Raw genomic sequence first — 13,299 nt, forward strand, 5'->3', positions numbered from 1 at the left:
AACACGGAGTTGACATGTCAGCAAGAGAGCGTTTTTTTAAGAAAGTGCAGCAGAGCATCGGGGACAAACCGATCTATGTTAATACGGCTGAGGCCGAAGTCAGGGCGTTTTGTGAGCGGATGGAGGATCTTGCGCAGCAAATCATTACATGGTTTGAAGGTTCTGGTATTGAAATATTTTTATCTAAAAAACATATCACCGATTTAAGTACGGTTGGCTACAGCCTCAGTAGCGGTATATGTCGTTATGCCATTACGACGATCATTTTGCAAAATGGGGATCGCAGCGTCACCATTATGCCAGAACAGGTGATCAGCGGGCCGGAGAAGGGGTGTGTGACGATGAGTATTAATGTCCCCGATAGTCTGTCGGGGGCGAGGATATTCCATTTAAGCATGGCGCCTGATACAGGCTGGTATATTCGTCGCGGGCATCAAAGTGCAAAAGAGAATATTCTCATGACTGAGGACTATTTTTTCCAGGCTATCGACTGTCTGGCCTGAACGTAAGTCACCCTAACGGAAGGAGCGCGCATTAACGTAGTTAATATATATTAACTACGTTAACTTATTAAGCACCACTACACACCGGCGGCCTACAGTACCCCTCCTTAAATATATAATTAACATTTTTGAAGGGGTATCAGTAACCCAACGACAAGCCAGATATTTAGCGTAAAACATGCTTTTTATCCGCCTTAAGTAAAACTGAGCAAATCAAACTGCAAAACAACAAACCAGCGACGAACGTGAGGACAAATTCGTATGGCAATGCTATAACCCTTAATGCCAACCAAAATATAATGTCCCAGGAAAACGTATGCTAAGAAATATTAGTGTCAGAACGTTCATTGTCTATTTCCTTTTATGTGTATTTTTGGTAAGTGATGGAGTTATAGCGCTATTTTCACGAAATTCTTCGCTTTTTATTGCAGTCATAATTGTACAATTCATCGCCTTATTTTTGCTTTGGGCGTACATGACAAAATATCTTGTGACGCCGATCAATACGGTGAAAAAAAGTATTGAAGAAGTGACGTCAGGCAAACTTGGCGTGTCGATACCTGAATTTGGCAACAATTGTGCGGGACGCCTGATCCCGGGGATTAATAGTCTCTCCAGCAACATTGCAACCCTGGTCCGTGAGATCCGCGCCTCCTCGCAAACCGCGATGACCCTGTCAGATCAACTCTCTTCACGCAGCGCGCAGCTTTCCGTCAAAACAGAACAGCAGTCAGCTTCGCTGGTGCAAACGGCAGCCAGCATGGAAGAGATGGCTGCAAGTACAAAAAATAATGCCGACAATACCCGTTTAGCCAGCGAGCAGGCGAATATCGCGACGTTACAGGCGCGTAAAGGCGGAGAATTAATGGGGCAGGTCGCGAACAATATGCAGTCGATTACCGACTGCGCCCAGCAAATGACAGAGATTATCTCGCTGATTGACGGTATCGCTTTTCAGACCAATATTCTGGCGCTTAACGCCGCCGTTGAAGCGGCAAGAGCGGGCGACCATGGTAAAGGGTTTTCTGTGGTCGCGGGTGAGGTGAGAAGCCTGGCGCATCGTAGCGCCGAAGCGGCAAAAAATATTAAGTCACTGATTGAAGTTACCAGCCATAACGTGACGCAGGGCGTTAACGTGGTCTCTGAAGCCGAAAAAAACATGCATGACATTGTTACCGGTTCGGGCAATGTGAGCAGACTGATGGATGAAATATCCGCCTCAACATCAGAACAGGAAAAAGGTATTTCACAAATTACGCAGGCATTGTCAGAGCTTGAACGCGTAACGCAGAGCAACGTGTCGATGGTTGAGGAACTCAATGGGTCGTCAGATGTGCTGCGCAATCAGGTGATTGAGCTCCAGACACGAACACGTAATTTCCGTCTGGAAAATGAGTTCCAGACTGACAATGCGTTAAGAAGCCGCGAATGGGCGGTGAATTCCTGAACGTATTCAGGACGATGCCTCACATAATTATTGCTTAACCCTCGGCGAAAGCTAGACTGACACCGAAAGAGATAAAACGGTGGAGGCGCTGTGGAGAGCATTAAAGGGTCTGAGGTTAACGTACCTGACGCAGTTTTTGCATGGGTGTTTGATGGACAAGGCGGCGCAAGGCCGCTTGAAGATCAGGATCACATCGACAGCGAACATCCATGCTGGCTGCACCTCAACTACACGCACCCGGACAGCGCCGAGTGGCTCGCGTCCACGCCGCTACTGCCCAACAACGTTCGGGATGCGCTGGCGGGAGAAAGTCTCAGACCCCGCGTCAGCCGCATGGGTGAGGGGACGTTAATTACGCTGCGTTGTATAAACGGCAGTACGGATGAGCGTCCGGATCAGTTGGTGGCAATGCGTGTTTATATGGATGAACGGCTGATTGTTTCCACCCGCCAGAGAAAAGTGCTGGCGCTGGATGACGTCATTAACGATCTGAAAGAGGGCACGGGGCCTACGGATTGCGGCAGCTGGCTGGTGGATGTGTGTGATGCGCTGACCGATCATGCCAGCGAGTTTATAGAAGAACTTCACGATAAAATCATCGATCTGGAAGATAACCTGCTCGATCAGCAAATCCCCCCACGTGGTTTTCTGGCGCTGCTGCGTAAGCAGCTCATCGTGATGCGCCGCTATATGACCCCTCAGCGCGACGTTTATGCGCGGCTGGCCAGCGAGCGCATGAGCTGGATGAACGACGATCAGCGCCGCAGAATGCAGGATATCGCTGACCGGCTCGGACGTGGACTGGACGAGATTGACTCATGTATTGCCAGAACGGCAGTCATGGCGGATGAGATAGCCCAGGTGATGCAGGAGTCGTTAGCCAGGAGAACGTACACCATGTCGCTGATGGCGATGGTCTTTTTACCGAGTACCTTCCTGACGGGGTTGTTTGGCGTAAACCTCGGAGGGATCCCCGGCGGTGAATATCACTATGGCTTCACCACGTTTTGCGTCATGTTAGTGGTTTTGATTGGGGGTGTTGCATGGTGGTTGCATCGTAGTAAATGGCTGTAAATTTACGCTTTTCTGAGGCAGAGTCGGCTTCAAAACGACATTTTAATTGAGCGAAGTCAATAAACTCCGACCATGTTAGGTGCAATATTACTCCCGCAGGTGAATGCAACGTCAAGCGATGGGCGTTGCGCTCCATATTGTCTTACTTCCTTTTTTTGAATTACTGCATAGCACAATTGATTCGTACGACGCCGACTTCATAGTCGGCTTTTTTTTGCCTCCTGTTTATCTGCGTCTACCCTTTAGGAGTCAGCACCCTAATCTGGAGGAAAAGATGAGTATGCTACTTGCCCTGCAACGCCCCAACACCTGGCAGTCCGATCCGGTGCCCACCGATCCGACGCCGATACCCGATCCTGTCCCACGTCCGCAGCCGATGCCGGATCCGCCACCCGATGAAGAACCGATTAAATTGTCGCATCGTTAGCGCAGATCTGCGAGGATACGCGCCATCTGACTGCAATCATTACCACGAGAGTATATTGTGACCGCTTTTTCCACGCTGAACGTTCTGCCTGAAGCCCAACTGACTAACCTGAATGAGTTGGGCTACCTCACTATGACCCCTGTCCAGGCCGCCGCGCTGCCGGCTATCCTTGAAGGCCGTGACGTGCGCGTGCAGGCGAAAACCGGCAGTGGTAAAACGGCTGCATTTGGGCTAGGCCTGTTACAACACATTGATGCAACCCTGTTTCAGACTCAGTCCCTGATACTCTGCCCGACGCGCGAGCTGGCCGACCAGGTCGCGGGTGAGCTGCGTCGTCTGGCGCGTTTTTTGCCTAACACTAAAATTTTAACGCTCTGCGGCGGGCAACCGTTCGGTGCGCAGCGCGATTCCCTTCAGCACGCGCCGCATATCATTGTGGCAACGCCGGGCCGTCTGCTCGATCACCTGCAAAAAGGCACTGTTTCACTCGATGCACTGCAAACGCTGGTGATGGATGAAGCTGACCGCATGCTGGATATGGGCTTCAGCGATGCGATTGACGAAGTGATCCGCTTTGCCCCAGCCACACGCCAGACGCTGCTCTTTTCTGCCACCTGGCCCGAGGCGATTGCAGCGATCAGCGGGCGCGTGCAGAAGAACCCGCTGACCATTGAAATCGATACTGTCGATGCGTTACCGGCGATTGAGCAGCAGTTCTTCGAGACATCGCAGCAGGGCAAAATTCCACTGCTACAAAAATTGCTGAGCCAACACCAGCCAGCGTCCTGCGTGGTGTTCTGTAATACCAAAAAAGATTGTCAGGCGGTGTGCGATGCCCTGAATGATGCCGGACAGAGCGCATTATCGCTGCATGGCGATCTGGAACAGCGCGATCGCGATCAGACGCTGGTGCGTTTCGCTAACGGCAGCGCTCGCGTGCTGGTTGCAACGGATGTGGCGGCCCGTGGCCTGGATATTAAATCGCTTGAGCTGGTGGTGAATTTCGAACTGGCATGGGATCCGGAAGTGCATGTCCACCGCATCGGGCGTACCGCGCGTGCAGGTAACAGTGGTCTCGCCATCAGCTTCTGCGCACCTGAAGAGGCGCAGCGCGCCAATATTCTTGCGGAAATGCTGCAACTGAAACTCAACTGGGTGAATACCCCTGGTAATATCAGCATCGCTCCGCTGGCGGCGGAGATGGCCACCCTGTGCATCGACGGCGGTAAAAAGGCCAAAATGCGTCCCGGTGACGTTCTGGGGGCGTTAACTGGGGATATCGGTCTCGACGGGGCAGATATTGGCAAGATCACGGTCCATCCTGCGCATGTCTACGTAGCGGTTCGCCAGTCGGTTGCGCATAAGGCCTGGAAGCAGTTGCAGGGCGGGAAGATTAAAGGGAAGACCTGCCGCGTTCGACTGCTGAAATAAGCTTAAAACGCGTCTCAGAAACGATATCTGAGACGCTGCCAGGTTACTTGACTTCTACCACGTTCAGGCGCAGTTCATCGAATTGCGCATCCTCTTCCTCTGGCTGCCAGCCAGCAGGCTGCATCGGGATCTCTTCGCGGTCAAACGCCAGATCCCCGCCATTCACCACCTCTGAACCGTGGTTAATCCCTTTGAAATCGAACAGTTCAACGTCGGCCAGGTGCGAAGGCACCACGTTCTGCATGGCGCTGAACATGGTTTCGATGCGGCCCGGATAGCGTTTATCCCAGTCACGCAGCATGTCGCCAATGACCTGACGTTGCAGGTTCGGCTGTGAGCCGCACAGATTGCACGGAATGATAGGGAAGGCTTTGGCCTGGGAGAAACGCTCAATGTCTTTCTCGCGGCAGTAGGCGAGTGGGCGGATCACGATGTGTTTGCCGTCGTCGCTTATCAGCTTCGGTGGCATTCCCTTCATTTTGCCGCCATAGAACATATTCAGAAACAGCGTTTGCAGAATGTCGTCCCGGTGATGACCAAGCGCAATCTTGGTGGCGCCCAGTTCGGTTGCGGTGCGGTACAGAATGCCGCGACGCAAACGTGAGCAGAGCGAGCAGGTCGTTTTGCCCTCTGGGATCTTCTCTTTAACAATGCCGTAGGTATTCTCTTCTACGATTTTGTACTCAACGCCCAGGTTCTCAAGGTACTCCGGCAGGATATGCTCCGGGAAGCCCGGCTGTTTCTGATCGAGGTTAACCGCGACCAGGGAAAAGTTCACCGGTGCGCTTTGCTGTAGATTGCGCAGGATCTCCAGCATGGTGTAGCTGTCTTTACCGCCCGACAGGCAGACCATGATGCGATCGCCTTCTTCAATCATGTTGAAGTCTGCAATGGCTTCGCCCACGTTACGGCGCAGTCGCTTTTGCAGTTTATTCAGGTTGTACTGTTCTTTCTTGTTAATTTCTTGATTTTGTTGCATCTATTCGTTACTCAGATCTCAAATGGGGCACAGGGTGAGGAAAACGATTTCAAAGCGTCAGCTTCGTGTTCATCTCTTCTATCCATGTAGCATAGATTTCATACACCATCTGCGCATTTACGTGCCCCATCTGGTTAGCGATAAAAGACGGGTTTGCGGCTACCGGTAAAAACCAGCATGCGAAAGTGTGTCGTGTATGGTACGGATTGCAGCGCCGAATGCCAGCACGATTTACAAATGAGCTCCACAGGAGAAGTTTGGTTAAGACTGAAGGGTTGTCTACACTTACAGCTTACGCAGTAAAAACGGAGGTGAAAATGACTGACCGTCCCGTTAATGGTGACCATCCTGATTATAATCCCAGCCCGGATAACCCGGACAAGGATGGAAAAAAACCGAAAGATGATCCTGGCTCAGCGCCTGAATCAGGCGATAAAGATCCAGAGTAATGACCTGCCGCCTTTTCGAAGGCGGTTTTAACACCCATTCGGCCTCTCTATGCGCACCGCTATTCATGTTGTCCTCTTCAACGTTGTCTGATAACCGCTCAGAACCCCTACTGTTTTGCCTGGCGAACAGCTGAGATAAAGCACGGATCTCATTCCCGCGTACCAGCGCGTTTTACATTTCTCCTGCTACGCTTTTGAGGGGGACAAGGGAGCGCTTCTATGAAAAATAAAGACGAGCAGACAGGATTAGTTGGGCTGGCGATTGGTGCCGCCGTTATCGGGCTGGTTTCATCCCAGAAGATCATCAACCGTGAAAGTATTGTCGCTGAGCTGGTAAGGCTCGGCAGGCAGAAGGGGGATGGTGTCGAAGATGAGGTCTTTTTAAAAGCGGCTGAGTTAGTGAGAAAAGGAGTATAACAATGGCTGATATTCGTCATGCACAGTGTCATTGTGGGGCGGTGAAATTTACGGTTGAGCTGACGGACGGCCTGAATACCGCACGTCGATGTAGCTGCTCGTTTTGCAGGATGCGTGGGGCGGTAGTGGTTTCAGCGCCTTTGACGGGCATTAAGGTGACGCAGGGCGCGGACACGCTCACAGAGTACCGTTTCAACACCGGCACGGCGCGCCATTTCTTCTGTTCGATTTGCGGTATTTACACGTTCCATCAACGACGTTCCAATCCCAATGAATATGGTGTGAATGTTGCCTGTCTGGAAAATGTCACGCCATTCGACTTCCCGGAAGTGGTGGTAATGGATGGAGTTAATCACCCTATGGATGGCGACAGCGGAGTATTTGGCTATCTCTCTTTCCGCAAAGAACAGGCGAAACAGCGATAAAAATTAGCCCGCAGATCGCTGCGGGCTAACGGGATTAGAACTGGTAAACCAGACCTAACGCTACAATGTCATCCGTACCGATGCCATTGTTTTTGTAGAACGAATCATCTTCATCCAGCAGGTTGATTTTATAATCAACATAGGTGGACATGTTTTTGTTGAAATAGTAGGTAGCACCGACGTCAGCGTATTTCACCAGATCTTTATCGTCCTGGCCATTGCCCAGGTCTTTACCTTTGGACTGTAAATAGGAAATAGCCGGACGCAGACCGAAATCGAATTGATATTGTGCGGTGACTTCGAAGTTCTGGGTTTTGTTTGCCACGGTGTTTTCGTCATGAGCATCACCGTAAGGCGTCATATTACGTGTTTCGGAATACATCGCCGCCAGATAGATGTTGTTTGCATCGTATTTCAGGCCAGCAGTCCATGCATCCGCTTTATCACCACCCGCAGTGGTATGCATTTCCTGATCGTTGGTACGGTCAGATGACGCATATGCCGCGCCCGCGCTGAAGCCCATGCCAAAATCATAAGTCGCGGACAGACCATAACCGTCGCCATTCTCATGACGTACATCGCGGCCGTTATTGGTGCCTTCCTGATTGTTGCTGGCATCTTCATTATTACCCTGATACTGCACCGCGAAGTTCAGACCCTGCACCAGACCAAAGAAGTCGGTGTTACGGTAGGTAGCCACGCCGTTTGCACGACCGGTCATAAAGTTATCGGCATAAGTATAAGAGTCGCCACCAAATTCTGGCAGCATATCGGTCCAGCCTTCAACGTCGTACAGGACGCCATAGTTACGGCCGTAATCGAAGGAGCCGTAATCGCCCACCTTCACACCCGCGAAGGCCAGACGCGTCCAGGACTGATTGTCAGAACCTTCGGTGTTGTTTGCCTGAATGTTGTATTCCCATTGTGCGAAGCCGGTCATCATGTCGTTGATTTGGGTTTCACCTTTGAAGCCCAGTCGCATATAGGTTTGATCGCCATCTTTAGACGCGTCGTCAGAGAAATAATGCAGACCATCTACTTTGCCATACAGATCCAGTTTATTGCCGTCTTTATTATAAATTTCAGCTGCGTGAGCGGCGCCAGCCATTAACAAAGCGGGGATCATCAGTGCCAGTACTTTTCTTTGCATTTTGATTATTCCTTTGCAGTTATTTTTTTATTACTTCGTGAACTTTCCGGGCTGGAAAGCTGTCCCATGCTAAATCACTCTGACGGCGGATGAATAAAATATAATTGTTACGGGTTAAGTAAAATCTAAACTAAATGATGCGGTTGAAATAACGATAGATGTCATGAATGAATTATTATAATCAATACAAAATAAAAATTATTAATTACGTGGAAAACAAGGTAACCTCCACGCCGTTATATGCCTTTAAGATTTTTTCATCCATAATTCACGTGAATATTGTTCAGAACATTGAGGCAATTTTCACCGATCTTCTGGATTCGCCCGGTGCACGTGCATCGGGCTTTTTTTGGCAAAAAAATGCCCGGACAAGCCGGGCATAAAGTTATTCACTGGTCGATTTTTCGGCTTTCCCCGCCAGTTGCGCCAGGAAGTCATAACGCTTCTGTAGATCCGCTGCCGCATCCTTCCATAGCTGCTCTGCCACTTCTGGCTGTTGAGCGTTCAGCCTGCGGAAACGCTGCTCCTGAAGTAAGGTTTCGGCAAGGGCGTCTGACGGCGGACGCGAATCCAGCGCCAGCGGCAATTTCCCTTCATCGGCACGGCGCGGGTCGAAGCGGTACAGTGGCCAGAAGCCGGTTGCGGTGAGCTGACGCATCTGGTCGTGGCTGAGCGCCAGATCGTAGCCATGCTCCTCACACGGACTGTAGGCGATAATCAGCGACGGCCCTGGATACGCTTCCGCTTCCTGAATGGCTTTCACCGTCTGGTTGAGCTGCGCCCCCAGCGAAATCTGCGCGACGTAGACGTGTCCATACATCATCATGCTGACGCCCAAATCTTTACGCGCCTTGCGCTTGCCGTGCTCACCAAATTTCGTGACCGCCCCCAATGGCGTTGCTTTCGAGGCCTGTCCGCCGGTGTTGGAATAGCACTGAGTATCGAGCACCAAAATATTGACGTTTTCGGTCAGGCTCAGGACATGGTCAAGACCACCGAAACCAATATCGTAGGCCCACCCGTCGCCGCCGATCAGCCAGACAGATTTTTCAACCAGCGCGTCAGCATCAGTGAGGAGTTGTTCAGCCCCTTCAACACCCTGAAGCGCGTTGCGCAGTTCAGCAACCTGCGCGCGACGAACGTCAGGTGTGGCCTCCGCATGCAGGGCATCATTCAGTTCTGCCGGGATCTTATCGGCAAATTGTGCCAGCAGACGCATTACGCGGGCGCGGTGCTGATCGACCGTCAGACGGAATCCCAGACCAAATTCTGCGTTGTCCTCGAAAAGCGAGTTTGCCCACGCCGGGCCGCGACCGTTCGCGTCGGTGGTGTATGGCGTAGACGGCAGGTTACCCCCATAGATTGACGAGCAGCCCGTCGCGTTGGCAATCAGCATTCGGTCACCGTAAAGCTGAGTGAGCAGTTTGATATACGGTGTTTCGCCGCAGCCGGAGCACGCCCCGGAGTACTCGAAGAGCGGGGTGATGAGCTGCGAGGTACGAATGTCAATGCGTTCCAGCTTGTTGCGATCGATTTCGGGCAGGTCGAGGAAGAAATCATAATTCACTTTCTCTTCTTCAACATGTTCAAGACGCGACATCATATTGATGGCTTTGATTGACGGGTCCTGACGATCTTTCGCCGGGCACACCTCGACGCACAGGTTACAGCCGGTACAGTCTTCCGGCGCCACCTGTAGGACATATTTCTGACCACGCATATCGCGGGATTTTACATCCAGCGAGTGCAAACTTTCCGGCGCGCCATCTAACGCTTCTGGCGACACCACTTTGGCGCGAATGGCCGAGTGCGGGCAGGCCGCCACGCAGTGGTTGCACTGGGTGCACAGCTCTTCTTTCCAGATGGGAATCGCTTCGGCAATGTTGCGTTTTTCCCAGCGGGTCGTGCCCATCGGCCAGGTTCCGTCAGGCGGAAGCGCAGAGACGGGAAGGGTGTCGCCCAGTCCGGCAAGCATCGCCGCCGTGACGGTTTTGACGAAATCCGGGGCGGCGTCAGACACCACTGGCGGCCGGTTCGAACTGCTGGCATTGACCGGCTGCAACGGCACCGCGAACAGCGATTCGCGGGCCAGCGCCAGCGCCTGCCAGTTGCGCTCAACCAGTTCCTGACCTTTGCTGCTGTAGCTTTTGGCGATTGCACCCTGAAGCTCCATCAGCGCGCTGTCGCCCGGCAGAATATTGGTCAGGTGGAAGAACGCCATCTGCATAACCGTATTGATGCGCGCCGCCAGGCCGCATTCGCGGGCGATCTTCGCGGCGTTAATGACATACAGGCGCGCCTGTTTCTGGTTAAGCACCGCCTGCACTTCCTGGGGCAGGCGTGCCCAGACCTCGTCGGCGCTGTAAGGGGTGTTGATCAGGAAAATACCGCCGGGCTTCAGGCGCTCGGCCATCTGATATTTATCAATGAACTGGAGCTGGTGACAGCCAACAAAATCGGCCTGAGAAATCAGGTATGCCGAGCGGATCGGGTGTTCGCTGACGCGCAGGTGGGAGACGGTCAGTCCGCCCGCTTTTTTGGAGTCGTAGACGAAATATCCTTGCGCATACCACGGCGTAGAGTTGCCGATAATTTTGATGTTGTTCTTGGTCGCCGAGACGCTGCCGTCGCTACCCAGACCGTAGAACAGCGCTTCCAGTTTCGCATTCGAGGGCAGGGTGTTTTCCGGCAAGGGCAGAGAAAGGTTAGTCACGTCATCATAAATGCCGACCGTAAAGCGCGGCTTCGGTTTTGCCTCGCGGAGTTCAGCAAATACCGCCAGGACGCACTCCGGTCCGAACTCTTTGGAAGACAATCCATAACGCCCGCCAATGACGCTCGGCAGCGTTTCGCGCTCACCGCGGTTAAACGCCTCAGCCAGAGCGGTCATCACATCCAGATAAAGTGGCTCAGCCTGTGCGCCAGGCTCTTTGGTGCGGTCCAGTACCGCCACTGCACGCGCGCTATCCGGCAGGGCTGCGAGCAGGTGTTTCGCTGAGAAGGGACGGTAGAGGCGAACTTTGAGCACGCCAACTTTTTCACCACGCGTCAATAGCTCATCAACCACCTCTTCACAGGTGCCAATGGCGGAGCCCATCAGGACGATCACGCGCTCGGCCTGCGGATGACCGTAATATTCAAACGGCTTATATTTGCGGCCCGTCGCAGCGGCAAAATCGTCCATCGCCTGTTCAACGTGCTCATAGACCGCGTTGTACCACGGGTTCGTCGCCTCGCGGGACTGGAAATAGGTATCCGGGTTCGCAGAGGTACCCCGGATCACCGGATGTTCCGGATTGAGGGCGCGAGCGCGATGCGCATCGATGTCAGCCTGCGGCAGCAGATTAAGAATAGTGTCGTCCGGTAGCGGAACGATTTTATTGATCTCGTGGGACGTACGGAAACCATCGAAGAAATGAATAAATGGCACTCGGCTTTTCAGCGTGGCGATATGCGAAATCAGCGCGAAGTCCTGCGCTTCCTGCACGCTGCTGGCGCAGAGCATAGCGCAGCCGGTCTGACGCACGGCCATCACATCTGAGTGGTCGCCAAAAATAGAGAGAGCGTGAGTGGCTACGGTGCGTGCGGCAACGTGCAACACAAACGGCGTTAATTGCCCTGCCAGCTTGTAAAGCGTGGGGATCATCAACAGCAGCCCCTGAGACGACGTGAACGAGGTCGACAGGGCACCGGTCTGCAACGCACCATGCACGGTGGCAATGGCACCGGCTTCGGACTGCATCTCTACAACTCGCGGGACATCGCCCCAGACGTTTTTTATCCCATTACCAGCCCAGGCGTCAGCCTGTTCAGCCATCGTGGAGCTGGGAGTGATGGGGTAGATGGGGATCACTTCGCTGGTACGAAACGCAACAGACGCGACTGCACCATTGCCGTCAATAGTTTGCATAGGACAACACCCTTACATTGCGCAAAAAGAGGGGCCTGAAAAACGACGACAGACCCTGAATATTATCTGTGTATTTTAGCAAAGCTCAGGTTTTACGATTTTCGCTTTTGTGTCCTTGGTATGCGCTGTATCAATGACTCGATGGCTACTCGCGTTAAAAAATTGCGAGAAATTGTTACCAGGGCGCATAAATACGCACATCCGCTCTCGACGATGCGGCGCGTGATGCCTATTATGCATAGGTTTCGCGTTAATTATGGGGAGGAAGGTATGCGTTCAGCATTTTGGGTCGGATGTGCCGCGTTACTGTTGTCGGCATGCAGCAATGAACCTGTACAGCAGGCGACAGCGGCACACGTTACGCCAGGTATGCGGGCGGCGATGTCCAGTTCAGGTCAGGCCAACTGCGCAATGATCGGCGGTTCACTCTCCGTTGCCCGTCAGCTCGATGGCTCCGCTATCGGCATGTGCGCATTGCCAAATGGCAAACGCTGTAGTGAGCAGTCGCTTGCCGTAGGTTCGTGCGGAAGCTACTGAGTTATTCAACTCGCTTAAACATCAATGTTTTATTGGCTGTCGCCAGGGTTAACTGGTCTTCGGTCAGGTCTACCTGTGCGCCTGTGCGTAGCATATCGGCGATGGTCTGATCCAGTTCATTTAGCTGCGGCTCGGTGCAGAGTTTCCGCGTCATTGCCAGCGTTTTGACCGTCAACTCTCCTTCGGACAGTTTCCCCTGGCCGTTGAAGCCGTTGCACATTGTGCCGGAGACGACAATGTTGTTAATCAGGCTGATATTGGGTTGCGCACTGAAGCGAATTTCAGGCTGGGTTTTCCCGCCTTTAACCGCTTTGCCATCCACATTTTCCAGAACGAAACGATGATTCTCTAGCTGTTCGGTCTGAACGGAGGCTTTACCAGGATTAACGCATCCAGCCAGTGCGAGGCTGATTAAACTTACTGCCGCGAGCTTTTTCATTTTTTTTCTCAAACTATCAATACCGTAAATATTTTTTCAGTGTAACCATACCCTCCTGGGTGTTAATGGGGTTTATCTGAAAGTGCGGGAAGGGACCGGGCGGCGGCGCAC

Annotated in this window: 13 protein-coding genes and 1 pseudogene; 9 read left to right on the forward strand and 5 right to left on the reverse strand. The window is 52.6% G+C overall.

What is annotated here, in order from left to right:
• The first annotated feature begins 14 nt into the window (after positions 1 to 14).
• The 5 genes from ACOTYH_RS08080 to dbpA all read left to right on the forward strand — a co-directional run bounded on the left by ACOTYH_RS08080 (position 15) and on the right by dbpA (position 4,882).
• Entirely contained in the window at positions 15 to 503 is a 489-nt protein-coding gene (locus ACOTYH_RS08080; RefSeq protein WP_058688803.1) for a hypothetical protein, read from the forward strand.
• A 316-nt stretch (positions 504 to 819) separates the two neighbouring features.
• Entirely contained in the window at positions 820 to 1,950 is a 1,131-nt protein-coding gene (locus ACOTYH_RS08085) for a methyl-accepting chemotaxis protein (protein WP_080276444.1), read from the forward strand.
• Between the two features lie 90 nt (positions 1,951 to 2,040).
• Positions 2,041 to 3,024 (forward strand): zinc transporter ZntB, encoded by a 984-nt coding sequence (gene zntB, locus ACOTYH_RS08090; protein ID WP_017382256.1) that lies wholly within the window; start codon positions 2,041 to 2,043, stop codon positions 3,022 to 3,024.
• A gap of 274 nt (positions 3,025 to 3,298) precedes the next feature.
• Positions 3,299 to 3,451: a hypothetical protein gene (locus ACOTYH_RS08095; RefSeq protein ID WP_154606610.1), complete on the forward strand. Its 153-nt coding sequence runs from the start codon at positions 3,299 to 3,301 to the stop codon at positions 3,449 to 3,451.
• A 57-nt stretch (positions 3,452 to 3,508) separates the two neighbouring features.
• A complete protein-coding gene (dbpA, locus tag ACOTYH_RS08100) occupies positions 3,509 to 4,882 on the forward strand; it encodes an ATP-dependent RNA helicase DbpA (RefSeq protein WP_047717456.1) in 1,374 nt (457 codons plus the stop codon).
• A gap of 43 nt (positions 4,883 to 4,925) precedes the next feature.
• Here dbpA and ttcA read toward each other — a convergent pair whose 3' ends face one another.
• Positions 4,926 to 5,861 carry a tRNA 2-thiocytidine(32) synthetase TtcA gene (gene ttcA, locus ACOTYH_RS08105; protein ID WP_045907293.1) on the reverse strand — a complete coding sequence of 312 codons (936 nt, stop codon included), beginning with the start codon at positions 5,859 to 5,861 and terminating at the stop codon, positions 4,926 to 4,928.
• Positions 5,862 to 5,910: 49 nt separating this feature from the next.
• Positions 5,911 to 6,108: pseudogene (locus tag ACOTYH_RS08110) on the reverse strand (tyrosine-type recombinase/integrase); the annotation flags it as partial.
• Positions 6,109 to 6,178: 70 nt separating this feature from the next.
• Between ACOTYH_RS08110 and ACOTYH_RS08115 the strand changes: the two are divergent.
• The 3 genes from ACOTYH_RS08115 (at position 6,179) to ACOTYH_RS08125 (ending at position 7,152) form a co-directional block, all read left to right on the forward strand.
• On the forward strand, positions 6,179 to 6,310 hold the full coding sequence (locus ACOTYH_RS08115) for a hypothetical protein (protein ID WP_017693355.1): 132 nt from the start codon (positions 6,179 to 6,181) through the stop codon (positions 6,308 to 6,310).
• Between the two features lie 219 nt (positions 6,311 to 6,529).
• The gene (locus tag ACOTYH_RS08120) at positions 6,530 to 6,727 is read left to right on the forward strand and encodes a hypothetical protein (protein WP_000790642.1); all 198 of its coding nucleotides are present in this window, start codon (positions 6,530 to 6,532) and stop codon (positions 6,725 to 6,727) included.
• Between the two features lie 2 nt (positions 6,728 to 6,729).
• Positions 6,730 to 7,152, forward strand: a complete 423-nt coding sequence (locus tag ACOTYH_RS08125) for a GFA family protein (protein ID WP_032648425.1) — start codon at positions 6,730 to 6,732, stop codon at positions 7,150 to 7,152.
• A 34-nt stretch (positions 7,153 to 7,186) separates the two neighbouring features.
• Here ACOTYH_RS08125 and ompC read toward each other — a convergent pair whose 3' ends face one another.
• Both ompC and nifJ read right to left on the reverse strand, forming a co-directional pair.
• A complete protein-coding gene (ompC, locus tag ACOTYH_RS08130; protein ID WP_045339863.1) occupies positions 7,187 to 8,302 on the reverse strand; it encodes a porin OmpC in 1,116 nt (371 codons plus the stop codon).
• A gap of 385 nt (positions 8,303 to 8,687) precedes the next feature.
• A complete protein-coding gene (gene nifJ, locus ACOTYH_RS08135; protein WP_421637664.1) occupies positions 8,688 to 12,212 on the reverse strand; it encodes a pyruvate:ferredoxin (flavodoxin) oxidoreductase in 3,525 nt (1,174 codons plus the stop codon).
• 270 nt (positions 12,213 to 12,482) lie between these two features.
• Here nifJ and ACOTYH_RS08140 point away from each other — a divergent pair, with 270 nt between their 5' ends.
• Positions 12,483 to 12,749, forward strand: a complete 267-nt coding sequence (locus ACOTYH_RS08140; protein WP_003856935.1) for a DUF333 domain-containing protein — start codon at positions 12,483 to 12,485, stop codon at positions 12,747 to 12,749.
• Position 12,750: 1 nt separating this feature from the next.
• Here ACOTYH_RS08140 and hslJ read toward each other — a convergent pair whose 3' ends face one another.
• On the reverse strand, positions 12,751 to 13,188 hold the full coding sequence (hslJ, locus tag ACOTYH_RS08145; RefSeq protein WP_015570436.1) for a heat shock protein HslJ: 438 nt from the start codon (positions 13,186 to 13,188) through the stop codon (positions 12,751 to 12,753).
• Positions 13,189 to 13,299: the final 111 nt, after the last annotated feature.

The sequence above is a fragment of the Enterobacter cloacae complex sp. SHL001 genome (assembly GCF_049236825.1).
GTDB classification, from domain to species: Bacteria; Pseudomonadota; Gammaproteobacteria; order Enterobacterales; family Enterobacteriaceae; genus Enterobacter; species Enterobacter hormaechei_C.